The sequence below is a fragment of the Mesorhizobium sp. LNHC232B00 genome, assembly GCF_000502435.1.
GTDB classification, from domain to species: domain Bacteria; phylum Pseudomonadota; class Alphaproteobacteria; order Rhizobiales; family Rhizobiaceae; genus Mesorhizobium; species Mesorhizobium opportunistum.
Map to the genome: position 1 here is coordinate 1 of NZ_AYWP01000050.1, position 26719 is coordinate 26719.

General features: G+C 63.3%; 30 protein-coding genes. 17 read left to right on the plus strand and 13 right to left on the minus strand.

The genetic code is table 11. The features are described from left to right. Positions 1 to 381: 381 nt before the first annotated feature. On the plus strand, positions 382 to 1128 hold the full coding sequence (locus X743_RS139250) for a response regulator (protein ID WP_023769153.1): 747 nt from the start codon (positions 382 to 384) through the stop codon (positions 1126 to 1128). Continuing rightward, a complete protein-coding gene (locus tag X743_RS139245) occupies positions 1125 to 2387 on the plus strand; it encodes an ATP-binding protein (protein ID WP_023769154.1) in 1263 nt (420 codons plus the stop codon). Before X743_RS139250 ends, X743_RS139245 begins: the two co-directional genes overlap by 4 nt. Before the next feature lie 556 nt (positions 2388 to 2943). Here X743_RS139245 and X743_RS139240 read toward each other — a convergent pair. Beyond that, the gene (locus X743_RS139240) at positions 2944 to 3942 is read right to left on the minus strand and encodes a LacI family DNA-binding transcriptional regulator (protein ID WP_023769155.1); all 999 of its coding nucleotides are present in this window, start codon (positions 3940 to 3942) and stop codon (positions 2944 to 2946) included. Positions 3943 to 4138: 196 nt separating this feature from the next. On the opposite strand from X743_RS139240, the gene X743_RS139235 reads away from it, so the two are divergent. Genes X743_RS139235 through X743_RS139215 form a run of 5 tightly spaced genes read left to right on the plus strand, consistent with a single transcriptional unit; the run spans position 4139 to position 8856 of the window. Beyond that, on the plus strand, positions 4139 to 5179 hold the full coding sequence (locus X743_RS139235; protein WP_023769156.1) for an ABC transporter substrate-binding protein: 1041 nt from the start codon (positions 4139 to 4141) through the stop codon (positions 5177 to 5179). Between the two features lie 36 nt (positions 5180 to 5215). Beyond that, complete coding sequence (locus X743_RS139230; protein ID WP_023769157.1) at positions 5216 to 6253, plus strand: ABC transporter ATP-binding protein; 1038 nt, start codon at positions 5216 to 5218, stop codon at positions 6251 to 6253. Beyond that, positions 6250 to 7137: an ABC transporter permease gene (locus tag X743_RS139225; protein WP_023769158.1), complete on the plus strand. Its 888-nt coding sequence runs from the start codon at positions 6250 to 6252 to the stop codon at positions 7135 to 7137. Before X743_RS139230 ends, X743_RS139225 begins: the two co-directional genes overlap by 4 nt. Further along, entirely contained in the window at positions 7130 to 7921 is a 792-nt protein-coding gene (locus X743_RS139220) for an ABC transporter permease (RefSeq protein ID WP_023769159.1), read from the plus strand. Before X743_RS139225 ends, X743_RS139220 begins: the two co-directional genes overlap by 8 nt. 14 nt (positions 7922 to 7935) lie before the next feature. Further along, positions 7936 to 8856 carry a 5'-methylthioadenosine phosphorylase gene (locus tag X743_RS139215; RefSeq protein ID WP_031258753.1) on the plus strand — a complete coding sequence of 307 codons (921 nt, stop codon included), beginning with the start codon at positions 7936 to 7938 and terminating at the stop codon, positions 8854 to 8856. Positions 8857 to 9157: 301 nt separating this feature from the next. Here X743_RS139215 and X743_RS139210 read toward each other — a convergent pair whose 3' ends face one another. The 7 genes from X743_RS139210 to X743_RS139180 form a co-directional block, all read right to left on the minus strand. Beyond that, the gene (locus X743_RS139210) at positions 9158 to 9910 is read right to left on the minus strand and encodes an ABC transporter ATP-binding protein (protein WP_023769161.1); all 753 of its coding nucleotides are present in this window, start codon (positions 9908 to 9910) and stop codon (positions 9158 to 9160) included. Further along, the gene (locus X743_RS139205) at positions 9903 to 11063 is read right to left on the minus strand and encodes a hypothetical protein (RefSeq protein WP_023769162.1); all 1161 of its coding nucleotides are present in this window, start codon (positions 11061 to 11063) and stop codon (positions 9903 to 9905) included. The genes X743_RS139210 and X743_RS139205 overlap by 8 nt, the downstream gene beginning before the upstream one ends. Positions 11064 to 11143: 80 nt before the next feature. Continuing rightward, positions 11144 to 11545, minus strand: a complete 402-nt coding sequence (locus tag X743_RS139200) for a periplasmic heavy metal sensor (RefSeq protein ID WP_023769163.1) — start codon at positions 11543 to 11545, stop codon at positions 11144 to 11146. After that, entirely contained in the window at positions 11542 to 11976 is a 435-nt protein-coding gene (locus tag X743_RS139195) for a hypothetical protein (protein ID WP_023769164.1), read from the minus strand. Before X743_RS139195 ends, X743_RS139200 begins: the two co-directional genes overlap by 4 nt. Continuing rightward, the gene (locus X743_RS139190) at positions 11973 to 12569 is read right to left on the minus strand and encodes a sigma-70 family RNA polymerase sigma factor (RefSeq protein ID WP_023769165.1); all 597 of its coding nucleotides are present in this window, start codon (positions 12567 to 12569) and stop codon (positions 11973 to 11975) included. The genes X743_RS139195 and X743_RS139190 overlap by 4 nt, the downstream gene beginning before the upstream one ends. Before the next feature lie 96 nt (positions 12570 to 12665). After that, the gene (locus X743_RS139185) at positions 12666 to 13049 is read right to left on the minus strand and encodes a hypothetical protein (RefSeq protein WP_031258755.1); all 384 of its coding nucleotides are present in this window, start codon (positions 13047 to 13049) and stop codon (positions 12666 to 12668) included. Between the two features lie 42 nt (positions 13050 to 13091). Continuing rightward, complete coding sequence (locus X743_RS139180; RefSeq protein WP_023769167.1) at positions 13092 to 13526, minus strand: EF-hand domain-containing protein; 435 nt, start codon at positions 13524 to 13526, stop codon at positions 13092 to 13094. Positions 13527 to 13776: 250 nt separating this feature from the next. Here X743_RS139180 and X743_RS139175 point away from each other — a divergent pair, with 250 nt between their 5' ends. The 3 genes from X743_RS139175 to X743_RS139165 are packed head-to-tail and all read left to right on the plus strand — an operon-like array spanning position 13777 to position 15156. Continuing rightward, entirely contained in the window at positions 13777 to 14199 is a 423-nt protein-coding gene (locus X743_RS139175; protein ID WP_023769168.1) for an EF-hand domain-containing protein, read from the plus strand. A gap of 36 nt (positions 14200 to 14235) precedes the next feature. Further along, positions 14236 to 14661 (plus strand): BA14K family protein, encoded by a 426-nt coding sequence (locus X743_RS139170; RefSeq protein ID WP_031258757.1) that lies wholly within the window; start codon positions 14236 to 14238, stop codon positions 14659 to 14661. Between the two features lie 51 nt (positions 14662 to 14712). Continuing rightward, on the plus strand, positions 14713 to 15156 hold the full coding sequence (locus tag X743_RS139165; protein ID WP_031258759.1) for a VOC family protein: 444 nt from the start codon (positions 14713 to 14715) through the stop codon (positions 15154 to 15156). Positions 15157 to 15797: 641 nt separating this feature from the next. Here X743_RS139165 and X743_RS139160 read toward each other — a convergent pair. Further along, positions 15798 to 16721 carry an SMP-30/gluconolactonase/LRE family protein gene (locus X743_RS139160; RefSeq protein ID WP_023769171.1) on the minus strand — a complete coding sequence of 308 codons (924 nt, stop codon included), beginning with the start codon at positions 16719 to 16721 and terminating at the stop codon, positions 15798 to 15800. A gap of 130 nt (positions 16722 to 16851) precedes the next feature. On the opposite strand from X743_RS139160, the gene X743_RS139155 reads away from it, so the two are divergent. Genes X743_RS139155 through X743_RS139145 form a run of 3 tightly spaced genes read left to right on the plus strand, consistent with a single transcriptional unit; the run spans position 16852 to position 20605 of the window. After that, entirely contained in the window at positions 16852 to 18345 is a 1494-nt protein-coding gene (locus tag X743_RS139155; RefSeq protein WP_023769172.1) for a sugar ABC transporter ATP-binding protein, read from the plus strand. 9 nt (positions 18346 to 18354) lie between these two features. Continuing rightward, positions 18355 to 19422, plus strand: coding sequence for an ABC transporter permease (locus X743_RS139150; protein WP_013894030.1), 1068 nt, complete (start codon positions 18355 to 18357; stop codon positions 19420 to 19422). 13 nt (positions 19423 to 19435) lie between these two features. Next, positions 19436 to 20605, plus strand: a complete 1170-nt coding sequence (locus tag X743_RS139145) for a substrate-binding domain-containing protein (protein WP_023769173.1) — start codon at positions 19436 to 19438, stop codon at positions 20603 to 20605. A gap of 49 nt (positions 20606 to 20654) precedes the next feature. Here the strand turns inward: X743_RS139145 and X743_RS139140 are convergent, their stop codons facing one another. From X743_RS139140 to X743_RS139130, 3 genes are all read right to left on the minus strand, one after another. Further along, complete coding sequence (locus tag X743_RS139140; protein WP_031250491.1) at positions 20655 to 21674, minus strand: LacI family DNA-binding transcriptional regulator; 1020 nt, start codon at positions 21672 to 21674, stop codon at positions 20655 to 20657. 48 nt (positions 21675 to 21722) lie between these two features. Next, a complete protein-coding gene (locus X743_RS139135; RefSeq protein WP_023769175.1) occupies positions 21723 to 22757 on the minus strand; it encodes an L-idonate 5-dehydrogenase in 1035 nt (344 codons plus the stop codon). Between the two features lie 73 nt (positions 22758 to 22830). Then, positions 22831 to 23778 carry a 2-hydroxyacid dehydrogenase gene (locus X743_RS139130; RefSeq protein WP_023769176.1) on the minus strand — a complete coding sequence of 316 codons (948 nt, stop codon included), beginning with the start codon at positions 23776 to 23778 and terminating at the stop codon, positions 22831 to 22833. A gap of 78 nt (positions 23779 to 23856) precedes the next feature. Between X743_RS139130 and X743_RS139125 the strand changes: the two genes are divergently transcribed. The 4 genes from X743_RS139125 to X743_RS139110 are packed head-to-tail and all read left to right on the plus strand — an operon-like array spanning position 23857 to position 26336. Next, complete coding sequence (locus X743_RS139125) at positions 23857 to 24612, plus strand: SDR family oxidoreductase (protein ID WP_023769177.1); 756 nt, start codon at positions 23857 to 23859, stop codon at positions 24610 to 24612. A 13-nt stretch (positions 24613 to 24625) separates the two neighbouring features. Then, positions 24626 to 25117 carry a gluconokinase gene (locus X743_RS139120; RefSeq protein ID WP_023769178.1) on the plus strand — a complete coding sequence of 164 codons (492 nt, stop codon included), beginning with the start codon at positions 24626 to 24628 and terminating at the stop codon, positions 25115 to 25117. After that, positions 25114 to 25998 carry an NAD(P)-dependent oxidoreductase gene (locus X743_RS139115; RefSeq protein ID WP_031250489.1) on the plus strand — a complete coding sequence of 295 codons (885 nt, stop codon included), beginning with the start codon at positions 25114 to 25116 and terminating at the stop codon, positions 25996 to 25998. Before X743_RS139120 ends, X743_RS139115 begins: the two co-directional genes overlap by 4 nt. Beyond that, a complete protein-coding gene (locus X743_RS139110) occupies positions 25995 to 26336 on the plus strand; it encodes a hypothetical protein (RefSeq protein ID WP_023769180.1) in 342 nt (113 codons plus the stop codon). The genes X743_RS139115 and X743_RS139110 overlap by 4 nt, the downstream gene beginning before the upstream one ends. A 94-nt stretch (positions 26337 to 26430) precedes the next feature. Here X743_RS139110 and X743_RS0137545 read toward each other — a convergent pair. Beyond that, a partial coding sequence (locus tag X743_RS0137545; protein WP_156934566.1) for an FAD-binding oxidoreductase occupies positions 26431 to 26719 on the minus strand: 289 nt, incomplete at its 5' end.

Here is a 26719-nt window from a genome sequence, read left to right on the forward strand (position 1 = left end):
TCGCCCGGCGCGGCCCGTGCCAAGGCATCGGACCAGGCCTCGCGTCGTCCTGCCGGCCGATTGCCGGCGGCTCGTCCCCGGGGGCTGCGCCAGGCGCCGGCTGTGCGGCGAACACGGGGTGGACGGCCGCCACCGAGAAGAGGCTAAGCGCCAGAAGTCTGCTGCGCATGACGTGATCCTTTCCTGCATGCTTCGGATGCTGGAAGGATAAGAAGCGTCTTTTTCCGCTTTGCTTCGGCGCGTTGCCGAAGGTTTCCGGAAAAGGGAGATTTGTTTCCGAACGTTTCCGTTGGCGCTGCGGAAACGTTCCGTTGCAATTTTCCATGCCGCTCGGCGGCGTCACTCCCTATAATCACAAACGAAAGGACAAGCGGGCGAAGAATGCAGGTACAATCCCACATCCTGGTCGTTGACGACGACCGCGAGATCAGGACTCTGCTCGGGCGCTATCTCGACGGTCAGGGATTCCGTGTGTCGGTGGCCGCGGACCGGCGCGAATGCGAGCAGAAGCTCGGCTGCGGCCAGTTCGACCTCATCGTGCTCGACGTCATGCTGCCGGACGGCTCCGGGCTCGACATCTGCCGGAGCCTGCGTGACCGCAAGCCGCACATTCCGGTCATCCTGCTGACCGCGCTGAAGGAGGATGTCGACCGCATCATCGGGCTGGAGCTCGGCGCCGACGACTATCTTGGCAAGCCGTTCAACCCGCGCGAACTTTCGGCCCGCATCCGCGCGGTGCTCAGGCGTTCGGCGTCGGAGGAAGCCGCCCCGCCCAAGGTTCGCGTCTATCGTTTCGCCGGTTACAGGCTGGAGCCGGACACGCGAAAGGTGATGGATGCCGATGGCGCACCGGTCGAGCTTACCGGAGCCGAGTTCGATCTGCTGCAGGTCTTCCTCGACCGTCCGGGGCGGCTTTTGTCGCGCGACCAATTGCTCGACCTGACGCAGGGGCGCGAGCGCGAGCCGCTCGACCGGTCCGTCGACGTGCTGATGAGCCGGCTGCGCCGGAAGTTCGCCGAGGCGGGCGAGGACAGCCTATTCAAGACCGTGCGCAATGGCGGTTATCAGCTGACCGCGCGCGTCGAGACGACGGACTACCGCGTCCCGACAGCGGAGACCGGGGCATGACGTCGCTGCGCCGGCGGCTGATCATCCTTCTCGTCGTGTCGATCCTCGGCGTGGTCGGCCTCGCCACCTTCGTGGCGGTCAAGGTGCTCGGCGGGCCGTCGCCCGAACTCATCATGGGTCCGCTCGCCCACCAGATCCAGTACATGGTACAGTTGGTTCCCGGTCACGTGCCGAATGCCGGCGAAGCGCCCATCGTCGTAAGGGACCGCCCGGCAGACGGTTTCGAGGATCTTAAGCACACAAAGGTGCTGAACGAGATCCTTCGGCAGAACGGCCTCGATGTTTCGGCCGTGGTCAGCCGCAATGCCGGCAAACCCGGAATGGTCGCTTCAGTCGAGCTGCCCGACCATCGCTGGATGATCGTCGACGTTCCCGATTTCGGTCCGCCACGCGATGTCTGGTTCGGCCTGGCGGGCTGGATGGTGCTCATCGTGCTCGGCGCCACGCCTGTTTCGATCTACTTTACCGGCGTGCTGGTGCGGCCGCTGGAGATGCTGGAAGCCGCGGTCACCAAGATCGGATCGGACGGCATGCTTGCGACGTTGCCGGAAAAAGGCTCGGCCGAGGTGAGGGCCACCGCCCATGCGCTCAACGAGTTGTCGGCAAGACTGAAGACGGCGATGGAAAGCCGCATGCGCCTGGTGGCGGCGGCCGGCCATGATCTCAGGACGCCGATGACCAGAATGCGGCTGCGCGCTGAGTTCCTCGAAGAAGATCGCGAGAAATGGCTGAGCGATCTTGACGAACTCGACCGCATCGCCGACAGCGCCATCCGCCTGGTGCGCGAGGAGGTGAACCAGGACGCAGTCGAACCGGTGGAACTGGACAGGCTGGTTCGCGATATCGAGGTCGAGATGGTCTCGCTCGGTCATGCGGTGACGATCGACCATCTCGATCATGTGTCGGTCAAAGCCGGTGCGCTCGGCCTGCGCCGGGCTTTGCGGAACGTGATCGTGAACGCGGCGACGCACGGCAAAAACTGCACCGTCTCGGTTACAGGGCGGAGCGGCCAAGCGGTTCTCACCGTCGCCGACCGCGGCCCTGGCATTCCGGCCGCCCTCCTGAACAAGGCCTTCGAGCCTTTCTTCCGGGTCGATCCCGCGCGCACGCAGTTCATTCCGGGTGCGGGACTAGGCCTCGCCATCGCCAAGGAGATCATCGAGCGCTATGGAGGATCGATAAGGCTTGAGAACAGGCAGGGAGGAGGGCTGATCCAGACAATCATCTTTTCCCGCGAGCAGAACACGAAGCTTGGATAAGCACCATCGCATCTTTTCACGCTCACTGAATGCGCAGCGTAAGCCGCGAGGTACGACTTGGATTGAAACGGAACTGCTCGGTGGTGCCCGTTGGCGGTCAGCCCACTTGGCCCCGTATTGGTCATTCAAAGGGGAAGGCATGGCCCAACTAAAGGGGAGGCAACAACCTCACAGGGCATTCGGCATGCGCAAACTATGAGCTGCGGTGAGCGATCGACGTCCACGTTAAAATAGTCGATATCTCTAAGCTAAAGATCACTTCTGTGTTCTTAGATTCGCCAGACCATACGGGAGAATAGAAAGGAAACGGGTTGGCGAACCAGACGCCAACACATTGATTTTCCGTCGAAAAGGTCTCTCGGCAACCAACATAAATCGTTATTTGCCAATGGGTTACGACGCGGTTCGCCCAAATTGATTCATGAAGTTAATCCAGCCACTCGCTGACCGCATTTATCTCCTACCGAACGGCCGCAATGCGCCTCATCTCGGACAAAGAGGTAAACCGACGTGCTTTTCGTGCGGACATCGCGGTCACCGACTTCTTTCGGTCCGACTATTCGCCAGGGTCGAACTCACCTTTGAACAAGACTGTCGCGATCGGCCCAAGCGGATTGGCGATCCGGCTCTCCAGGAGTTCGACGAGTTTGCGTCCGACACCCGCTATGTCCACGAAATGAACGCCGATCTTCGCCGGCAGGAACCGTGCAAGCCGCGTGCTGTCACGAGTGACGATGTAGACGTCACGGCCCGGCTCAAGACCCCGCCTGCCGAGAGCGTGTAACGCCCCTAAAAGACCCAATTCGTTGGCGCATGCCAAGCCTGTCGGCGGATCTGACGAGGCTAGCAGGCGATCAAACCAAGCTGCGCTCGATTCCACCGTGAACATGCCGTGCCCGATCAGCGACTGATCTATCGGAAGTCCGGCCTCTGCCATCGCCCTTCCATAGCCGGCGAGACGCATGGTGCTCGCCTGATCCTCCGGAACGAGGAGCTGCAGCGCAATACGTTGGCAGCCCTTGTCCATGAGCCGTCGGGTTGCCTCGTAGGCAATCTGTTCATTGTCGATATCGACATAAGGATACGCGGTATCCAGGTCGGTTCTTCCAAACGCGACGAAGGGGATGCGTTCATCCAGCAGCAGCTTGACGCGCGGATCACCCGACACCAGGCGTGTGATGATGAGGCCGTCCGCGCTATGCGCCTGAAGCAGGCGCTGCACGCTTTCGACCGGGTCGTCGTCGGGCGTGGTGGAATAGATGGATAGACTATAACCCGCTCTCCTCGCCGCCAGCGTCATGCCCTCGACCAGAGGGAGCTTCGCCAGATCGGAAAGGTAGTCGCGCGTTTCCATCGGCAGCACTGCCGTCAAGGTCAGGGTTCGTCCGGTTTTCAGCGCGCGACCATGATGGTTCGGGACATAGCCGACCCGCTTCGCCACCTCCTTGACACGCGCCGTGGTCGAGGGATGCACTTCCGGCCCGTCCTTGAGAGCGCGCGATACCGTGGTCACTGAAAGGGAAAGTTCCGCCGCGATCTGTTTTAGATTGGCCATTGTCGCCTGAATTCATTTGCGAAAGCGCCGGCTGATGCAGAGCGTCGCAACGTTACCGGATTCCAACTCACGGTCAATCCAAGCTCTTGCCAAAGCAACTTGACTCCAATATCTTTCGATGCAATCGTAACGTTACGATTAACAGAAATAGCGCCTTTTTAGCGACATTTCAATGAAATCCTAGGGAGGAGAACCTATGTCTTGGCTACGCATTTCCTTGGCCGCAATCGCGGTCACCGTTGCCTTGCCCGTTTCGGCCCAGACGGTCACCATCACGACCGCAGGCGGTGATTATGGCAACGCCATAAAGGAGGCCATGTGGGCCCCCGCTGCAAAAGAGCTTGGCTATGATGTCCGCGAGGAGACGCAGAGCGACGGCCTGGCAGCGCTCAAGATGCAGGTCACCTCGGGCGCGGTCTCGACAGACATCATCCACCTGGGCTCACCGGAAGGTGCGCAGGCCGCCGCACAGTCGCTGCTGGAGCCGCTCGACTACAAGATCATCGATCCAAAGTCCGTGCCGGACGGCGCAAAGTCCGACTACTGCTACCCGTTCGACTCCTATGGCACCGTCATGTCGTGGAACACCAAGACCTATGGCGAGAACCCGCCGAAGACCTGGGCGGAGTTCTGGGATGTCGCCAAGTTCCCGGGCCGTCGCGCCCTGCGCGCCAATGCGCAGGATCTGATAGAGATCGCGCTGCTCTCCGACGGCGTGGCGCCGGCCGACGTCTATCCCGTGCTCAGCACGCCAGAGGGTCTGAATCGCGCCATCAAGCGGCTTGAAGCGATCAAACCGAATGTCTCGGTCTGGTGGACCTCGGGAGCGCAGTCCGCGCAATTGCTGAAAGACGGCGAGGCGGATTTGCTGGTTACCTGGAATGGACGAGCCCAGACCGTGAAAGCCGATGGCGGCGCGGCCGACTACACGTTCAAGGGTTCCGTCATCGGCACGGACTGCCTGGCGGTGCCGAAGGGGGCGCCGAACAAGGAAGCGGCCATGAAGCTCATCGCGGCGATGACACAGCCCGCCCGCGTGGCGAAGCTGACCGACTTCATCGCCTATGGACCGGTCAATCCTGCCGGCTATGAGGGTGGCCTTATCCCCAAAGACCGTCTGAAGACCCTGGCGACCGCGCCTGAAAACGCAGGCACTTCGGTGTTCTCAAATGCCGGCTGGTGGGTCAAGAACGGCGAGGTCGCCCAAAAGGCCTTTGATGAAATGATGAACCGCTGAGTCTTGAATTCGTCAGCTTCCAACGCTGGAGCCATCATGAAGTCGCTCCCGATCACCATCCACGGCGTGCGCAAGACCTATGGGTCTTATGTCGCGCTGGATGATGTTTCGCTCGACATTCAGGCTGGGGAATTCCTTACGCTGCTAGGGCCGTCCGGATCGGGCAAGACCACGTTGCTCATGGCCCTGGCCGGTTTTGTACGGCTGGATCGCGGTAAACTCTTGTTGGGTGATCGCGACATCACCCGCCTGGCCCCCAACAAGCGGGACATCGGCATAGTCTTCCAGAACTATGCCCTGTTTCCACACATGAGCGTTCTGGCAAATGTCGAGTATCCCTTGGTGCTGCGCAAGACGCCGAAATCCGAGGCCCGCCAGAGGGCGCTCGACACTTTGGCCCGCGTGAAGCTCGAAGGTTTGGCAGAGCGCAACATTGCCGCATTGTCCGGCGGCCAGCGCCAGCGGGTGGCGTTGGCGCGGGCGATCGTCTTCGAGCCACGCGTGATGCTGATGGATGAGCCGTTGTCGGCGCTCGACAAAAATCTGCGCGAAACCATGCAGTACGAGATCCGGCGTCTGCACGATGATCTGGGGATCACCACGATCTATGTGACGCATGACCAGCGCGAAGCACTGATCATGTCAGATCGGATTGCGGTGATGAATTCCGGCCGTTTTCAGCAGATCGACACGCCGCAGTGGATCTATGATCGTCCGTCGACCCGCTTTGTCGCAGAGTTCATGGGTGAAGCCAACATTGTAGCCCCGGGATCGGTGCGCAGAATAGACGGCGCCGACGCGTCATGCGAGACGCTGATGATCCGCGCAGAAAGCTTCCATCTTGATGCGAAGCTCGTCGGGCGAGACGGGGTGCTGCTTGAGGGGACGCTGCGCGCCAAGGCGTTTCGCGGCGAGAACTGGCTTTTGACGCTAGCACTTGATGGTGGGCAAGAAGTTCTTGTCTGCATTCCGGCGGCGCTGGCCAGTGACTGCGCCGAACTTGCCGCCGGTCAGCGGGTGACCGCCTATGCACCAGCAGCGAAAGTTCACGCGATACCGGGAGTGGTAGCGTGACCGTGCTTGCCGATCCTGCGCTCGCGGCAGACGCTCGAGGCGAGCGGCGGTTCTTTCTCTCGCTTTCACTGCCTGCGCTTTTCATCGTCGGATTGGCGGCGATACTGCCCATCGTCTGGATCATCCGGCAATCCTTCCTGAGCACGGGGGGCGAATACACTTTCGGCAATTACGAGAAGGTGCTGTCGAGCGGACTGACATGGTCGGCGCTGGTCACGACCCTTGAACTGTCCCTGGGGACGCTTGCGATCTGCATTCTACTCGGTACCCCCCTGGCGCTCGCCCTGGCCAGCGCGAGGCCAAGGGTCGCCAATTTGCTGATGGCCTTTGTGATGCTGCCCTTGTGGACCTCCATTCTGGTGCGCACCTATGGCTGGCTCGTCCTGTTGCGGCGCGATGGCCTGATCAACGCGGCTTTGACGGGTTCAGGCCTGACGGCCGAGCCATTGCCGCTGGTCTACAACTTCACCGGAACGCTCATCGGCATGGTTCACTACATGCTGCCGCTCTTTCTGCTGCCCGTTTATGCCGCGATGCGCGATATCGACGCCAACCTTGTTCGCGCCTCGGCGAGCATGGGCGCCACGCTTGGGCAAACGATCCGCACCGTCATTCTGCCGCTTTCGGCCAGCGGCATCGTTTCGGGCTCATTGATCGTCTTCATCTACACCATAGGCTTCTTCATAACGCCGGCGGTGCTCGGTGGCGGCAAGGTGAATCCTCTCTCCATCCGGATCGAGCGCACGCTGTCGACCTTTCAGGACTGGGGATCGGCGAGCGTCCTGGGCATTCTGCTCCTCGTTCTCATGGCGCTGATCGGCGTGATGTTCCTGGCGGCGCGCCGAGTGATGGCGCGCAACAAATTCGGTACAGCCCATGCTTGAAGCATATCCGGACAACAGGCTGGCCCGTATCCTCCTGTGGAGCTTTTGCGCGCTCATATTGGCGTTCCTGATGCTGCCGACGCTGGTGGTCGTGCCGCTCTCCTTTTCAGCGTCCGATCTCCTCGAGTTTCCGCCGCGCGCATACTCGTTGCGCTGGTACGAGAATTTCTTCGGTTCGGCGACATGGATGGCCGGGCTCAGGACGAGCCTGATCCTTGGGACATTGACGGCGACGCTCGCAGTGCCCCTGGCGCTGCTGGCCTGCATCTCGATCAACCGGCTCGGCGGAAGGACCGCCTTGGCCATTCAGGGCGCTCTGCTCACCCCGTCCATCGTGCCGGGCATCCTGCTTGCGATCGGCCTCTTCTTTGTGCTGGCGGCGCAACATCTGGTCGGAACGCTGTTCGGCGTGCTGGTCGGGCATGTGGTGCTGGCCATTCCAGTCGCCTGCATTGTGTTGTTGCCCGCACTGGCGCGCTTTGACTGGAACCAGGTGCAGGCAGCGCGCAGCCTCGGCGCAAACTGGGCGAGAGCCATTGGCGGAATAATCGTCCCGCAGCTTCAGATCAGTCTCTTGTCGGCCACGTTGATGGCCTTCCTGACTTCACTGGACGAGTCCGTTATTTCGATCTTCGTCGCCAGCGGTCAAAACAGCACGTTGCCGAAGCTTATGTTCCTGTCGCTGCGCGATCAGATCGACCCGACCATTGCGGCGATCTCGACATTGTGGACCGTCATCGTCTTGGTCGCCGTTCTGATCGTGAGCCTTCGCCAAAAATCATGACCGAGACTGGAAACATGCCGACAAATCATCACGCAGCCGTTGCTCCGGCGTATCATTCAACGGACATCCCTCAGGTGGGGCTGGCAATCATCACCGGATCGGCCAACTGGGGGCTTGCCTTCCCGGAAGATGTTAAATTCGAGAGTGTGCGCACCTTGCGGCGCGACATGAGTTTTGAAACGCCTTTCGGTCGCAGCGACAACTGGAAGCTGCTCGAGTTCGATGCGTCGATTACCCTCGAGGGCAAAACGAAACGTGCGTTGTGCATGTATTCGCACGGCAATCCCCGCGACCATATAGACCATTCCTGTCATCGCCGCGCGTTCTGGGTCTTGATGGAAGCGGGTGTGAGGCAAGTGCTGTCCTGCTCGACCATCGGCGCCGTCAACAAGGCGATCAAGCCCGGCGACATGGTCGTGAACGCCGATATCATCGAACTGACGCAGACCCCGTCTTCACTGCTTCCCGGCCGCCAGAGCTTCGATTGCTCGGGCAAGCAGATCGTCTGCCCAAGATGTGCGGCGGTTCTGGTCGAAACCGCCCGCCGTCATTGGCCAGCCGAATGCCGCGTTCATGGCATCGAGCAGCAGTTGGTCGCTGGCCACTGTTACGGTCCGCGGCTGACCACCCCGGCCGAAGCCTTGGCGTTTCGAAACCTGGGGGCGGATGTGCTCAACCATTCGATCGCCCCTGAGGCCACCTTGTCGCGCGAGATAGGCGCGTGTTTCGTGCCTCTTGCGTTCGTGACCGCAGGTTTCAACGACTATATGGACCGCAATCGCCAGGCATTGCTGCAGGAAGACGTGTTGCCGAGCCTCTCTATGACAGCCTCGCGGGTTGCGCTGGAGACCGCGGCACGTCTTCCGGCTAATCCTGAATGCTCTTGCCACGGCTTGAAGTCGCCCCAACCGGCGGAGCGGTCTACCCGGTTCTGAAAAGCAGCGACAGAGTCTGCATCGTTCACTCGCGACGATGCTCGCGCCGAACTGAGAGTCTGCTTTTGAAGGCCCCATGCCCGAAACGTCCGGGCTGCTGCTTCCGCCCCATTTCTTGGCGAACCATCCGCTAACGTATTTACTGTAGAAAACGCTGATCCTCGGCGACCAACATATCTTTATTTGTCGATGGGTTGCGAAGCGGTTCGCCCACATTGATTCAAGAAGCTGAGCCAGCCATTTACTTACACCCCGTTGGCAGCTTTGCGCCTCATTCCGGTAGTTCGGGATGCCTTTGCCACTACCTCCTTCGCCAGCTCATGGGTTCCGACAGCGCCTGCATAACGTGGAGCTCAAAGGCGCCCGGCGCGTGACTGGCCTCGGCCAACTGCCGTGCATTCCACTCTCGGGCAATGCTGCCCTCGGCCAGAAGCACCGCACGGTTGCACAAGCCGGGAACCGCTTCGACCACGTGGGTGGAGATGATGACGGCTTGGTGGCGGCTCGCCGCCAACGCAAGGATGACGCGTTTGACCTCGAAGGCGGCAAGCGGATCAAGGCCGTTCAGGGACTCGTCGAGGATCAGCAGCGGTGGCGCACCGAGCAGAGCCGCGGCGATAGCGATCTTGGCCTGCGTGCCGAGTGAATATTCAGCGATTAGCCGGTCGATCCAGCGCTTGAGCCCGAGCCGTTCGGCGACATTGCCGCCAAGCCAGTCGTTCTCGGCGCAGCAGCGGATCGAGGCGACGAGCTGGAGATATTGCCGGCCGGTCAGCGCCCCCGGCAGGTCGGGCGGATCGATGGCGAGACCGAAGCCGGACTTGGCGCGCTCCGGTGCATCGCCAAGGTCGACGCCGTTGATCACGACACTTCCCGCCAACGGCCGGATCTGCCCGCTGATCGCTCTCAGCAAGGTGGACTTGCCTGAACCGTTTGGGCCAAGCAGGCCAAGGATGTCGCCCCGGCCGAGCGAGAGATCGATGCCGCTGACGACCGCGTGGCCACGGTAGCCGGCGCTGAGCCCGCGAACCGCCAGTATCTCGCTGCTATCCATGGCGGTATCTCCGTTGCGCCCGGTGCCACAGGAACAGGACAAGGGCGGCAAAGCCGATCAGCACCGTGCGCCCATATTCGAGCGATTCGTAGCTGGTGTAGGCGATGGCGCCGAGGAAGCTCAGCGCGGCGACGAACGGCGCCGTCATGAAATAGGCGGCGAACACCGCATAGGCGCCGTTCAGCGCCAGCAGCCACAAGCCACTGGCGAGCGGCATCGTCCAAGCCGATGGCTCCGCCGCCAGGGCAGCACCCGCCGGCATGAGAAAGAAGGCAAGCGACAATTGCAGGGGCAGCCGCGCCAGCCGCAGCCACGCCCTGACAAAGCCGATTGGAGCCGTGCGCAGTACCGGCGAGCCGAGCGGATGGAAGCGCGCGCTCAGCATGAAGACGAGAAGGCCTCCGGTCAGGCCCGCCATGGCCGCCGGCACGGCGTCGTGATGAACGAGGCTGATTGCTGCGGAAAGGGCCGCGACGAAACCGAAGAAGACGGCCGCCCCCACCAGTCGCCAGGACGCGCGCACATGGCCAGCCGGCAGGCCCAAGGCCCAGCTGGAGAGCCAGGCTGGTGCCGAACGGTCGAAAGCACCGAGCCATGGACGGCGCCTACGCCCATCGCCCAGCGGGCCGGCCTTGTCGTCGAGGCTGATCGTGTCCCGGCCGCGCAGCCGCCAGCCGGCTGCCGCCCACAGGCCGGCGGCAAACAGGATCGCGGCGCCCAGACCCCAGACCGGCGCCAGCGGTTTTGCGATGACGGCGCAGCCAAGACCGACCGCCGCCATGAGGGCCACGACAAGCGGAACGCCCATCGCAAATATCGCCACCGTCGCCATGCGCCGGCGCTCCCGAAGAGAGAGCGGCAACGCCTTCAAGAACGGCGCGAAGGCGCGCGACAAGCAAAGCCTGGCGAGCGCGTTGCCAGCGAAGCCGCCAAGAATGAGAAGCGCGCCCGGCAAACCAAGCAGCCACAGCGCCTGCTCCTGCCGCAGCGTGGCTGCAGCCGCCTGCAAAGCGAGAACGATGTCAGCGATGGCATAGGCAAGCAGAGCCGCACCGCCGGCGACGATCCAGGCAATGTCGCGGCAGCGCATCGAGCGCAAGCCAGCCGAGAGCTCGCGCCGAAGCAGAGTCAGGACAAGCCTGTCGTGCCGCATTGTTCCATCATCGCGATCGCAGACCGTTGGATATCGACATAGGTCGGCGACGATTGTGCCGCCAGTAGGGCCGTCGCGCCTCAACCTCCCACGGCGGGCTTGGCGTTGACATTCTTTAGCGCGGCCAGGAGATAGTCCTGCATGGTCGCCTGCAGGTTGGTCGTTGCGCTGCGCACCGCCGCCATCGCGTCCTTCACCGCCGCTTCGTCAAAGGGTTTGGCTGTTTGTGCCGCTGCCAGATTGGCGCGCGCGGCACGCAGTTCGCGCAGTGCCTGGAAGGTGCGCGCGCGGTTGTCGCGCAGCACGCCACGGAACTCCTTCCTCACCTCGGGCGGATAGCTGCTGGCAATCTCCGACAACAGCACGCGCGCCGCCGCGCCCTGGCGCAGGCCGTGCATGGCATAACCGACCAGGAAGAAGTTGACGGCGAGCGAAAGGGCGAGCAGCACCAGCGTCGCCGTCCATGTCCAGGAACGCTTCAAAGCGAGCCCTCCTCTGCCGGATCATCCGCGACAACACCGCCATCGGCCAATGACGATCCCGACGCCAACGCAAGAAGCTCCGTATCCGACGGATCGTCCTGCAGCCGCGCCACCTGGTAGCCGGCCAGCGTCACCGCCACGACCACAGCAGCGGCGCATGCCGCGAACCCGGCTGGACTCAGAAGGAGGCGCGGCAGGAAGGAGGGGCCAGCCGAGCCGGTTTCGATGCGAGCCAGCACCTTACTAGCCAGTTCCTGGTCGTCGCCATCGGTCAGCGCCGCCTCGAGCACGAGGCGGTCGAGCGCGGCATCGGGATCGTCATTCCGCTCCACCGCCATCAAGGCCAGCGCCTGCTGGCGGAAAGGCGCCGGCCATGCTTCGACGGTATCGCCGAAGCGGCGCCTGCATCGTTCAAATTCGTCCCGTGTCATGAGGACTTCCTTTCGCGGCCCACGGCCGCCATTGCCAAATGATCCCTGAGCGCGCGCCGTCCGCGGACAAGCAATTGCTCGGCCGAGCCGACGCTGCTGCCCATCACCTCGGCGATCGCCGCGATGTCGAGGTCGCCGACGGCCCTCAGCAGCACCGCCATGCGCTGCCGTTCCGGCAGGCGCGAGAGCCCGTCGCGCACGATCGCCAGTTCCTGCCGCGCCGCGGTCGTCGCTTCGGCATCCGCCTCCGGCGACGCGACCTCGTCCCTTATGTCGTCCAGCCCGATGAAACCGCGTAGCGCCCTGCGTCGACGCTGGTCGATGCAACGGTTGGCAGTGATCCGGTAGAGCCAGGTCGAAGCCCGCCCTCTGACCGGATCGAACCGCGCGGCCTTTTTCCAGACGCTCACGAACACCTCCTGCACCACATCCTCGGCGTCGCCGGCATTGCCTAGATAGCGCGCGGCAAATATCCGCAGCCCACGGCCATGGCGAGCGATAAGCTCGGACAGCGCGCTTTGGCTGCCCGCGGCGATGCGCGCCAGAAGCTCATCGTCGCCTCGGGGCTCATCATGTCGCACGGCGGCGGGCATCCACGGACGAGACTGCTGGTTCGGCGAATCCGAAATTCGCATCGATCAGGGGGAGCACAGAAACGAATTTCGGAACCAAATCCATCACACCAGATGTCAGTGCCGCCAGCGGCGGAAGCCGTGGACCGTGTTGCCGTTCGGGCCGGTGAAGCTGCCGGCCGAGCGGCCCCGGAACGGCCCGCGCGCCGACACTCGTTTTCCCGAAAAGGACTGCCCGTTCGGCCCAGTGCCAGAATAGCTGCGGGCACATCGGTCAACAACGGCTCCCACGCATTTGGAACTCGACGTGTAGGTGCCGCCATTCGGACCGGTTCGGGTGGTCGAGCCGGTATAGACGCCGCCGTCTTTGGTCACGCTGCGGCTGATCTCGCCGCCATGCGCTGTGGGGCGCTGCCACTCCTCAGCCGAAGCCGGCGAAACGGCCGACCAGGCAAGCATCGTACCGAGACATAGAATCGCAATCTTTACCGAAGACAACATGTCGTACTCCTTGTTTTGTAAAGGAATGAGAGCTTCCGATCATCAGTTGGCGTGCTCGGCGATCAGCTTGCGGACGGAGGCGATCTCGTCGGCCGAGAGCTTGCCGTCACCGTCCCGGTCCGCGAGGCCGAACAAAGGCATGCTGCTGGCGAATTCCTGTTCAGAGACCTTGCCGTCGCCATTGGCGTCCATGCGCCGCCAGCGGCTGCCGAGCCGCGCCTGCGCCACCTCGGCGCGATCCTTGACCGCCTGGCGGGCGCTCTCGATCTCCTTCTCGTCGATGACGCCATCGCCATTGCGGTCGAGCTTCCTGAACAAGCGCTCGCGGGCGGCAGTCATCTCATCCTTGGAGATGGTGCCGTCGCGATTGGTGTCGATCCGTTGCAGAATGCGCTGGCCCGGCATGTCCTGCGCCTGCGCCGCGCAGAGCGGTGCAAGCCCGATGAGCAAGGCCGCAATCAGTACTGAGCGTTTCATGATGATGTCCTTTCATTGTCAGGCCGCGGGGGCGACTGCCGACCGATACGCAGCGAGTGCCGGGCTCCTACGCTCGACACGCAAGATTCTTTGCCGGCCTTGAATTCTCTATCGCGGCGGGGATAGGCGGCCGTGCTGGCCGCACCTCGAAAAAATCATCTCGCGTTGCGTAGGACCACCACAGGCGCTGCGTAGAAGCCTCTGCAAGGACGGTCCGCGGCGGACCATCCGCCCCAATGCGGAGATCAATATGAACAAGATCGTCATGGCTCTTGCTGGCGTGCTGCTCTGCACCGCCAGCGCCTGTGCGGCGGACGGCGGTGCCAGGGAACTCTTCCGGCGCATAGACACCAACGGCGACAGCAAGCTCGAATTCAGCGAAATCCAGGCCGCGCGGGCGCAGATGTTCGACCGGATGGATGCCAACAACAATGGTTTGCTCGACGCGGGCGAAGTGCGCACCGCGGTGGAACAGGTGAAGTCGAAGCGCGACTTCCAGGCCGCGCAATTCGCGGGCTTCCAGGCCCAGGCCGGCCGCATTGACCGCAATGGCGACGGTAAGATTTCGCGCGACGAGTTTGCCGCCTTCATTCCCGGCCGGTTGCTGCAGGCGGACACGAACGGCGATGGCTCGCTTTCGATCTCCGAACTGCGGGCGCTCCGACGTCAGTAATCCCAACCCTTCGACCCCATCCACAGGAGTGAAAAGATGAAACGGACAATCACGGCATTTTGCGGTTTGATGATTGGCGCCACAGTGCTCGCCTCGCCGGCCGAGGCCTTGCCGGTCACGCAGGCCTCTGCCCCGGCGTCGGTCATCACAGCGCCGACGCCGGTCTGGTTTCGGCGTGGCTTCTACGTCGTTGGCGGCGGATACTACTACAATGGCTATCGCGGCTATGTCCGCGTGCGGCCAGGCTATCGCTACTACAATGGCTACTGGTTCCCGGCAGCCGCCTTTGCCGCCGGTGTCGCGGCGGCGACCGTCGCACCGGTAGCGCCAAGTCCGGCGATCCGATTGGAAGCAGCACATGTGCGCTGGTGTTACGAGCGCTACGTCTCCTACCGCGCCTGGGACAACAGCTATCAGCCCTATAACGGCCCTCGCCAACAATGTTGGTCGCCCTACAGTTGAAGGCTCTTAGCTGAGAGCCTTAACCCTTTCAAGGCAGCATAGGAGATGATCATGATCGACAATCGCTCGATGCCCGCGAGCACGGTCATACCGGCGCTTTCGTATCCCGATGTTGAGACGGCCAGCCAGTGGCTTTGCGAGGCCTTCGGCTTCGAAATACGGCTGATGATCGGCAATCACCGTGCCCAGCTCTGCTTCGCAGACGGCGCCGTCGTTGTCACAGAATTGGAGTCTGGCGGACTGACGCGGACAGGTGGGCCATTCGCAGTGATGGTACGCGTCGAGGATGTCGACGCGCACCACAGGCGAGCCGCGCGGCATGGCGCAGCCATTCTCAGCAGGCCAACGAGCCATCCCTATGGCGAGCGTCAATATTCCTGCCGTGACCTCGCCGGCCACAATTGGACCTTTTCGCAGTCGGTCGCTGATGTAATGCCCGACAACTGGGGTCGCATCGTTGTGGAAAACTCAAACGATCCTGATATGGAGAGCTGACACCGATCTGCAGCAGCGACAGTCCATAAGCTTTGGATTGCGACGCCGTTACGACGTGCGCAATGGCTAAGACCAAACTCATCGTGCAAGGGACTGCAGTTGATGACCGTCTCCGAGTTCTGCCACCAGGAGAAGCATTCACGAAAGCTAGCCTTCCTACGTTGGCGTCATGTCGGTGCTCGCGTATTGCGATTAATGGGTAATCAGCGACGATCTCGACCTAGAAGGCTTACGCGACTGCGGTACTAGCGCCGGAGCACCACGCCCACGCTAAGCTGGATGCCGCATCGATGTTTCCCGGTCGGAAGCTGCCGGTCTGCTTCCGGCGCCATTGCGGCCGCGCTCGCAGCGCAAAATGTAGATTGACCTCCCAGAACTGACTCAGCGCTTGCATGGAAACTGAATGATGAGCCTCCGGGCCCACCAAAACTAACCTTTAAAACTCTGATTTATTGCGCTTTTTTGTAAATGGCTCACGACGTCGACTCGAACCCCTCTCGGGACAGTCCGCTTGGGACAAACTGCCGTCTCATAGGCACGAGAGTTCGACCGTTCCAGCAGCTGGGAGCACCGGGTCGGCAGAGGCGATTTCTGAGCGAGTTCCCGATTTTCTTCAGCCAGTTTAGAGGCCTTCCGAGGACTCAAGATCGCGCAGCCGCATTCGCCACGATGAAGACCGAATAGAGCGACTGCCGTGCCGTGATGAACAGGCGGTTGCGCTTCGGGCCGCCGAAGGTGAGGTTCGCCACCGTCTCCGGAATGCGGATCTTGCCGATCAACGTGCCGTCGGGGTCGAAGCAATGGACGCCATCGCCAGTGCCTGCCCAGACGCGGCCAAACGTATCCACCCTGAAGCCGTCGAACAGGCCAGCCGTGCAGGTCGCGAAGACGCCGAGTTCCTTGAGCGCGGTGCCCTCGACGGCGAACTTGCGGATGTGCCGCGGCCCGTCCTTCTGATGCGTGACACCGGTGTCACCGACATAAAGGATCGTCTCATCCGGCGAGAAGGCGAGACCATTGGGCTTCGCCATCGTCGAGACGACGCGTGCCACTGCGCCCGTTGCAGGGTCGGCACGGTAGACGTGGGAGCCCTCGATCTCCTGCTCGGCGCGGTCGCCCTCATAATCCGTCGTGATGCCGTAGGGTGGATCGGAAAACCACACCGTGCCGTCCGAACGTACCACCACATCGTTGGGCGAATTCAGCCGCTTGCCCTCGAAACGATCAGCGATCACCGTGATCGACCCGTCATGCTCGGTGCGGGTGACGCGCCGCGCCCGGTGCTCGCAGGTCACCAGCCGCCCTTCGGTGTCGACTGTATTGCCGTTGGCGTTGCTGGAGGGCGCGCGGAAGACCGAGACGGCTCCATTGGTGTCGTCGTAGCGCATCATGCGGTCATTTGGGATGTCCGAAAACACCAGATATCGCCCAGCCGCGAACCAGGCCGGACCCTCCAGCCAGCGCCCTCCGGTCCACAGCCGCTCGACCGCCACGTGGCCGACGAAGCAACTCTCGAACCGCTCGTCGAAAACCTCGAAACGAGCGCCCTCGATATCTCCGAACATGCCTTGTCCTCCATGAAACCGGCCTATCGTTAGCCTTCGCTGCCAGGCATTTTCAAGACTTGACCTGCAAAAATGTTAGCGATAACATCGATGGCAATTCAGTCCGTTTGTTGGCTTGGGAGGGCCATGGATGCGGCCCAAACTCATAGAATTCATCGACATCTCCAAGCGCTTCGGCGGCACCCTGGCGTTGAAGTCGGTCTCGCTCGATATCCACGAGGGTGAGATCGTTGCGCTGCTGGGTGAGAACGGCGCCGGCAAGTCAACGCTGATCAAGACGCTGGCCGGCATCTACAAGCGCGACCAGGGAACAATCCGGTTTCGCGGCGAGGACTACCACCACCGCCCGCCGCGCCCGAACCAGCCGCAGAAGGTCGCCTTCATCCATCAGGATCTCGGCCTCATCGAATGGATGACAGTGGCCGAGAATGTCGGCATGGCGCAAGGCTTCTCGCGCCGCTCTGGCTTGATCGACTGGCGCGACACAGAGCGTCGCGCCGAGAGCGCCCTGGCCCTGGTCGGCTGCGCCTTCGATCCGGCGACGCGCGTCCAGGATCTTTCCCGCACCGAGAAATCGCTGGTGGCCATCGCCCGCGCGCTCGCTACCGAAGCCGACGTGCTGGTGCTCGACGAGCCGACGGCAAGCTTGCCCGCGGACGAGGTCGAACGCCTGTTCCAGGCACTGCGACCGTTGCGCGAGCGCGGCGTCGGCATGATCTATGTCTCGCACCGCCTGGATGAAGTGTTCCGCATCGCCGACCGGGTCGCCGTGATGCGGGACGGCCGCATGGTGGCAGTCGAGCCGGTCGCCGAGACGACGCCGCAGGAACTGGTCGATCTCATCGTCGGCCGCCCGGCGCACCAGATGTTCGCCAAGTCGCGCTGGCAGGACGGACCCGAGCGGCTGAAAGTCGAGGACCTGCGCTGCGGCAGTATCGGACCGGTCCACTTCGAGGCGCGGTCCGGCGAACTTCTCGGATTGGTTGGCCTGCGTGGTGCTGGACAGGAGGCCGTCGGCCGCGCGCTGTTCGGCGCCGAGCCTTTCGACGGCACTATATCGCTCGACGGCAAACGCCTCGACCTGTCCTCGGTCGGTGCAGCCCTTGCCGCCGGTGTGGGCTTGATTGCGCGCGACCGCACCGAGGAGTCGGTGGCGCTGTCGCTGTCCGTGCGCGAAAACATGTATCTCAACCCGTCCGCCGCCGGCCGCGGGCTTTTCTCCTTCATGACGCCAGCGCGGGAAAGCGAACTTACGCAGGAACTCGGTACCCGGCTCGGGCTGCGGCCCAACGATCCGCATCTGCCGATAGAGGCGCTGTCAGGCGGCAACCAGCAGAAGGTGGTCGTCGGCCGCTGGCTGGCGACAGGGCGCAAGCTGCTGATCGCCGAGGATCCGACGGCGGGTGTCGATGTCGGCGCCAAGGCCGAAATCTATCGGCTGATCGCGGCAGCCGTCGAAGCCGGGCTGGCGGTCGTCGTCGTTTCCACCGATTTCGAGGAAGTCGCCCATATCTGCCATCGCGCGCTGGTCTTCTCGCACAACCGCATCGTGCGAGAACTGGCCGGCGATGCCTTGACGACTGCGGCGCTTATCCATGCCGCCTCCGTGTCCGAAGCCGCCTGAGGAGTATCCATGAACTCGATCAAATCGACGGCGCTGGAGCCGACCCGCTCGGAACTCTCCGGGCTCAGCTTTGGCCAGAAGGCGGCGCGCTATCTGCCGGTCTACGGCCTGCCGATCCTGACGCTGCTGCTCATCCTGCTGTTCTCGCTGCTCCTGCCGCGCACCTTCCCGACGCTGCTCAATCTGCGTTCCATCGTCTCCGACAAGGCGATCATCGCCTTGCTGTCGCTGGCGGCGATGATCCCCATGGCTTCGGGCCGCATCGACCTGACGGTCGGCTACGGCATCGTGCTCTGGCATATCCTGGCCATTAGCCTGCAGACCGCCTTCGGCATCCCCTGGCCGATCGCGGTGCTGATCGTCCTGCTGCTCGGCGTCGTCACCGGCTTTATCAACGGCCTGCTGGTCGAGGTGGCGCGCATCGATTCCTTCATCGCCACGCTCGGCACCGGCACCGTGCTTTATGCTTTGGCCATGTGGTACACGGGCGGGCGCCAAGTCGTCGGCGTGCTTCCCGAAGGCTTTCTCGCCCTCAACGGCACGATGCTGTTCGGCCTGCCGATCACCGGCTACTACGTCATCGTCCTGGCGCTGGTGATGTGGCTTGTGCTCGAATACATGCCAATCGGGCGCTACCTCTACGCCATCGGCGCCAATCCCAAGGCCGCCGCGCTCAACGGCATACCGGTGCAGAAATTCGTCATGGGCGCCTTCGTCGCCTCCGGCGCGATGACGGCGCTTGGCGGCGTGCTGCTCGCCTCCAAGCTTCGCATCGGCCAAGCCAGCGTCGGTCTCGAATATTTGCTGCCGGCGCTCGTCGGTGCCTTCCTCGGATCGACCACCATCAAACCCGGCCGCGTCAATGTCTGGGGCACGATCATCGGCGTCGTCATCCTCGCCGCCGGCATTTCCGGTATCCAGCAATTCGGTGGCTCGTTCTGGGTCGAGCCGCTCTTCAACGGCGTCACCCTGCTCGTCGCGATCGGCATTGCCGGCTACGCGCAGCGGCGCCGGGGCGCTGTCGTGCCGCCTCCACCAGCCACCAGCCAACCAACAAAGACAAATGACAATGCTTAATGGGAGAAGAAACATGCATCGCAGAACAGTCCTTCAGCTCGGCGTCGCCTGCCTGGCGCTTGGCATTGCCTCGAACGCGCTGGCCGACCCGATGGCCGAGGCCAAGGCGGTGGTCGACAAATATGCCAGCAAGGTCGACAAATGGGATGGCCCGACGACCGGACCGAAAGGTGCGGCCGGCAAGACGATCGTGGTGCTTGGCGCCGATATGAAGAACGGCGGCATCCTTGGCGTCACCAAGGGCGTCGAGGAAGCAGCCGCGGCCCTTGGCTGGACCGTCAAGACACTTGACGGCGCCGGTTCCATCGGCGGTCGCACCGCGGCCTTCGGCCAGGCGCTGGCACTCAACCCCGACGGCATCATCATCAACGGCTTCGATGCCGTGGAGCAGAAGCCGGCGCTGGAGCAGGCCAGGGCAGCCAAGATTCCGATGGCGGCATGGCATGCCGCTCCGACAGTCGGCCCGATCGACGATCTCGGCATCATCGCCAACGTCTCGACCGATCCGATGGAAGTGTCGAAGGCTGCCGCCGACTGGGCTTTCGTCGACGCCAAGGGCAAGCCCGGCGTCATCATCTTCACCGACTCGACCTACCAGATCGCCATCGCCAAGGCCGACCGCATGAAGAAGGAAATCGAGGATCTCGGCGGCAAGGTGCTCGAATATGTCGACACGCCTATCGCCGAGACCTCGCAGCGCATGCCGCAGCTCACCACCTCGCTGCTGCAGAAATACGGCGACCAGTGGACTCACTCACTGGCGATCAACGATCTCTATTTCGACTTCATGGGACCGTCACTGGCGGCGGCCGGAAAGTCGGGCACCGACGCGCCGATAAACGTGGCGGCGGGCGACGGTTCCGAATCGGCCTACCAGCGCATCCGCTCCGGCCAGTTCCAGAAGGTGACGGTTGCCGAACCGCTGAACCTGCAGGGCTGGCAGCTCGTCGACGAGCTCAACCGCGCCATGGCCGGCGAGAAATGGTCGGNACCGCTGAACCTGCAGGGCTGGCAGCTCGTCGACGAGCTCAACCGCGCCATGGCCGGCGAGAAATGGTCGGGCTACATCTCGCCGTTGCATGTTGTGACGTCGGACAATGTCGAATTCGACGGCGGGCCGGATAACCGCTTCGATCCGGGCAACGGCTACCGCGACCAGTACAAGAAGATCTGGGGCAAATAGGCGCCGATGACGGTCAACGGCCGGCGGTCAACCCGCCGGCCGTTCTGTTTCAGGCTGTATGACGCGCGATCACCTTCGGCGTCATGCCGACGACCACCCGGTCGTCAGGCGCCCGGCGCCCGTTGAGCAGGTCGAGCACGAGATCGGCGACACGGATGCCGATCTCGTGCGCCTCGACATCGATCGTGGTGATCGACGGCACCGACTGCTCGGCGAGGTCATAGGCGCCGAAGCCGGCGATCGCGACATCCTCGGGGACGCGGATGCCGCGCCGCAGGCATTCCATAAGCGCACCGAAAGCGGAAAGATCCGAAACGCACATCACCGCCTGCGTGTCCGGCCAGCGCGAAATCATCTCGACCATGGCGGTGGCGCCCTCGCGCATCGATATCGGCGGCACGCCGGAGGCAATGATGCGCGAGCCATCGAGACCGCGTTCCTGCAGTGCCGCGACGAAGCCGCGCCGGCGATCGAGGCCACGCGTGTCGCGCGATGTGTCACCGCCGATGAAGCCGAGCCTTGAATAGCCACGTGCGACAAAGTGGTCGACCATCAGCCGTCCGGCCTCGGCGTTTGAAAAGCCGACGACATGGCCGATCGGATCGGCCGGCAGGTCCCAGGTCTCCACCACCGGGACGCCGGCATTCTCGAGCATCTTGCGGCAGCGTGGCGTGTGCCGTCCGCCGGTGACGATGATCGCCTCCGGCCGCCGCCGCAGCAACTGGCCGACCAGGCGCTCTTCCTCCTCGACATTGTAGTCGGTGAAGCCGAGCAGGATCTCAAGCCCGCTGTCGCGCAGGCCCTCGGTCATGCCGCGCACCGTGTCGGCGAAATTGGCGTTGTTGATCGAAGGTATCGTCACCGCCACAAAACCGGACCGGCGCGACGACAGGTTGGCGGCGATGCTGTCGAAGACATAGCCGAGTTCGTCCGCGGCCCGTATGATACGGTCGCGCGTGTCCGCGCTGATGGAGGTATCGCTCTTGAAGGCGCGCGACACGGTCATCGTCGAGACGTTGGCGCGACGCGCGACATCGGCCATGGTCGGGCGTTTTGGCGAAGGCTGCATGGCCATACGTTATCGATATCACTGCGGAATGCAACGCACCGTCGCGGCTTACGAGAAGGCGATCTGAACCTTCATCGCCTGGCTGCGGTCGTTGGCGATTTCGAAGCCTGACAGCGCCTCGGCGAATGCCACGGTGTGGGTGATCAGAGGCTTCACGTCGATGAGCCCCTTGCGCATCAATTCGACGCCCACGGCGAATTCAGGATGGAAGCGGAACGACCCGTTGATGGACAGTTCCTTGGCGGTGACCACCGACATCGGCAGTGCCATCTCCGCACCACCAAGGCCGAGCTGAACGATCGTGCCGCGCGGCCGCAGCGCCGCGATGCCCAGCGCCAAAGCAGCGGCGGCTCCGGAACATTCATAGAGAATGTCGAACGTGCCCTTGTCGGCGAAATAAGGCGCTAGCCCATCCGGATCGGTTCGTGTGTTGATCGTGCTGTCGGCGCCGGCACGCGTGGCCATGGACAGGGTAAAATCAGTGATGTCGACGGCGACGATCTCGGCGGCGCCCGCGCGCCGCGCGCTGAGGATCGACAACAGGCCGATCGGCCCACAGCCAGTCACCAGCACACGCTTGCCCAGCATCTCACCGGCCCTGCGCGTCGCGTGGAGACAGACCGCCAGCGGCTCGGCCATCGCCGCTTCGGCAGCACTCAACCCATTGGCCGGCACGCATTGCGGTGCGTCCGCCACAAGCATTTCGCGGAACGCGCCCTGGATATGCGGGAACGGCATGGCGCTGCCATAGAAGCGCATGTTGAGACACTGGTTGTGCATCCCTTCCCGGCAGTACCGGCAGCTGTAGCAGGGCCGCGACGGCGAGACCGCGACCAGCTGGCCTGGCCGCAGTCCGTCGACGCCGGGGCCGAGCTTTTCGATGACGCCGGAGACCTCATGGCCGAGAATCATCGGCTCTTTGAGGCGCACCGTTCCGAAGCCGCCATGATTGTAGTAGTGCAGGTCGCTGCCGCATATGCCGCCGGCGGCGAGACGCAGCAGCACCTGTCCCTGACCCGGCGCCTCGACCGGCCGGTCCTCGATGCGCAGGTCCTTCGCGGCGTGGATGACGATCGACTTCATGGTCAGTAGACTCCTCGGGCAATTCCAGGAAAAATGTGCAGCGGTTTTCCGTCCGAATCCGCGTAAGACAAGCCTAAAGCACCGGCGTGAGCAGCGGCTGGCCGGCGAAATGGGCGGCAAGATTGTCGCGCACCAGTTTGCCCATGGCCTTGCGCGTTTCGATGGTGCCCGACGCATGGTGCGGCTGCAGCAACACATTGTCGAGCGCCAGGAAGCGCGGATTGAGCTTCGGTTCGCCCTCGAACACATCGAGCGCGGCGGAGCCGAGCACCTTTGCCTCGAGCGTGTCGAGCAGCGCATCCTCGTCGATGTTGGATGCGCGCGAAATGTTGATCAGCATGCCGTCCTCGCCGAGTGCCGCAAGCACATCCTTGTTGACGACGTGGCGCGTCGCGGCCGACGCGGCAAGCGTCACGAACAGGAAGTCCGAACGCCGCGCCAGCTCGACCGGATCGGCGACGAACGTCCAATCCGGGGCGAAATCCTTCGGCGCGACGTCGCTGTAGGCGATGTCCATGCCGAAGCCCGCCAGGCGCTTGGCCACCTCGTAGCCGATGCGCCCAAGACCGAGCACGCCGGCCCGCCGGCCCCAGACGCGGCGCTTGAGCGGGTAGAGGCCCTTCGCCGCCCAGCTGCCGTCGCGCACCCAGCGTTCGGCGCCGATCACGCCACGCGACAGGCACAGCATCATGGCGATGCCGAGATCGGCGACGTCGTTGGTCAGCACGTCCGGCGTGTTGGTGACGCGCACGCCTCGCTCCCGGCATGCCGCGAGATCGACCGCATCGAAACCGACGCCGTAGACGGAAACAACCTCAACCGAAGGGCAGGCCTCGATCATGGCGCGGTTCGCGCCGAGCTCGCCACGCGTGGCTATGCCGCGCACCTGCGGTCCGATCTCGGCGAGGAAAGCCTGCTTGTCATCGGCCGCGAAATAGCGGTGCACTGTGAACGCTTCATTGAGCGGCTCCTCGTCCCATGCGGGGTAGGGTCCAACCTGAAGGATGTGAGGCCGCTGCATCGGTTTTCGCTCCAACTGACTTGACAACAATGTTATCGATAACATAACAACATTCAACGACGAGAGGCAATCGGGAAAATGTCGTCCACACTGTTCGATCTCACCGGGCGCACGGCGCTCGTTACCGGCTCCTCGCAGGGCATCGGCTTTGCGTTGGCCAGGGGACTGGCCGAAGCCGGCGCCAAAGTGGTCCTCAATGGCCGCGACGGGGCAAAGCTCGCCGAGGCTGCGGCGCGGATAAAAGGGGCGGAGACACTCGCCTTCGACGCCACCGACCATGACGCGGTCCGCTCCGCCATCGATGCTTTCGAGCTGTCCGGCGGGCCGATCGACATATTGGTGAACAATGCCGGTATGCAGTTCCGCACGCCCCTCGAGGACTTTCCCGCCGATGCGTTCGAGCGCCTGCTTCAGACCAATGTCGCCAGCGTCTTTCATGTCGGCCAGGCGGTCGGGCGCCACATGATCAGGCGCGGTCGCGGCAAGGTCATCAACATCGCCAGCGTGCAGACCGCACTTGCCCGCCCCGGCATCGCGCCCTACACAGCGACCAAAGGCGCGGTCGGTAACCTGACCAAGGGCATGGCGACGGACTGGGCCAAACACGGACTGCAGTGCAACGCCATCGCACCCGGCTATTTCGACACGCCGCTCAATGCGGCATTGGTCGCCGACCCTGCATTCAGCGGATGGCTCGAAAAGCGCACGCCGGCCGGTCGCTGGGGCAAGGTCGAAGAACTGGTCGGGGCCTGCGTCTTCCTCGCCTCCGACGCGTCATCCTTTGTCAACGGACATATCCTCTATGTCGATGGCGGCATCACAGCGTCGATCTGATCAGCCCCGCCGCATGGTCATCATGGGCGTTGCGGGGTCGGGCAAGACAACGATCGGCGAGGCACTCGCCCGCGCGATCTCGGCGACCTATGTGGATGGTGACCAGCTGCATCCGGAGGCCAACATCGCCAAGATGAGCGCCGGCATTCCGCTTGCCGACAGCGACCGGTGGCCGTGGTTGGCAAAGGTCGGCGAAACCCTCAGTCCAGGCACAATGCCCGTCATCGTCGGCTGCTCGGCGTTGAAGCGAGCCTATCGCGATTTCATCACCGAACGGGCCGGCGCACCGGTGCTGTTCATCTATCTCGACGGTTCGCGCGAACTGATTTCCGGTCGAATGCGGGAACGCACCGGCCACTTCATGCCGACCAGCTTGCTCGACAGCCAGTTCGCGACGCTGGAGATACCAGGCAAGGACGAGAACGCGATCAGGGTGGTGATCGACGCGCCGCTCAAGGAGATTATCGCGGAGATAACAACGAAATTCGAGGAGTGGCCGTCATGACCAACAAAGTCGCACTGATCGGCGCTGGTGCCATGGGCGGGGCGATCGGTGAGCGCCTGCTTGCCACCGGCAATCGCCTCGCCGTGTTCGATCTCGACAAGGTCAAGGTTCAGGCGCTGGTCGCCAGAGGCGCGACCCCCATGGCAAGTGCGGCCGAGGCCGCTGGCGCGTCCGACTATGTCATCCTCAGTCTCAATTCGGCGGCGATCGTGCGCCGCGCGGTGTTCGGCGACGGCGGCGTGGCGACTGGAGCGAAGCCAGGCACGCTGATCATCGACATGTCGTCCATCGAGCCCGATGCGACGCGTCAGCTCGCCGCCGATGCATGCGAGAAGGGTTTTCGCTGGGTCGACAGCCCGCTCTCGGGCGGTGCGCCGAAGGCGCTTACCGGCGAGTTGACACTGATGGCCGGCGGCGAAGAGGATGACGTCGAGGATGCCCACAATGTGCTGCGCGATGTTGCGGCCAACTACACCCATATGGGTCCGGCGGGCGCCGGCCAGACGACCAAGCTGATCAACCAGGTGCTGTGCGCGCTGAACTTCATGGCGGTGGCGGAGGCGACGCGGCTGGCGCTGGATGCCGGCGTCGACGTGCTGAAGATCCCGCAGGCGCTGAGGGGCGGCCGCGCCGACAGCGCCATCCTGCAGGAATACCTGCCGCGCTTCGCCACCCGCGATTACCGCCGCACCGGCCGCATCGACAACATGGTGAAGGACCTCAATGCCGCGCAGGATCTGGCGCGGCAGACACACACGGCGATGCCGCTGACGGCCGTCTGCGCCGAGGTGCACAGGCTGCTGACAGCCGCCGGACTGGGCGGCGAGGATCAGGCCGCATTGATGGAATTTTTCCAACGCAAGGACGAGGACGGCAAATGATCACGCGCTACGCACTGTTTGAAGGCAAGGTGAAGGATGGCCAGACGGAGGCGTTCCGCCGGGACGTGATCGAGACTGTCCTGCCGAAATGGAAGGCCTTCCCCGGTGCGCTAGACGTGCGCGTCAGCTTTGCAGAGAAGCGCGACGACGGCGCGCCGGAATTCCCAATGATCCTGGCCATCAACTACCCCGACATGGCGGCTGTCGACGCGGCCCTTGCCAGCCCCGTTCGTGACGAATCCCGCGCCGCGACCGAGGCGGTGCTGGGCAGATATTTCGAGGGCCGCATTCACCACCACGTCACCATCGCCAACGAGTTTCCGCTAGCCGGAGATTAGCCCCTATCATAGGGAATTTTCGACCCGGCAAACACCCGCTGCCGTATTGCTATCGAGGCGGCAGCGGCTGCGCGGATGTCACCAGCTGCTTTCTTCAGACCGCGCGGGCGAAGCGATCGACCCTGAAATCGTCGAGCGGCGTTTCGCAACGGTCGGTCATGATGAGCTCGGCCATGGCATCGCCCACGCCCGGACCGAGCTGGAAGCCATGTCCGCTGAAGCCGAAGGCATGGAACAGGCGTGGCGTCGTCGCCGAGCGTCCCATGATCGGCAGCATGTCTCTGACATAACCCTCGCAGCCGGACCACGTGCGGATGACCGTAGCCTGCGCGATCGCCGGCAGCAGTCGCGCGACGGCGCGCAACTGCGTGGGCAGGCGCGTT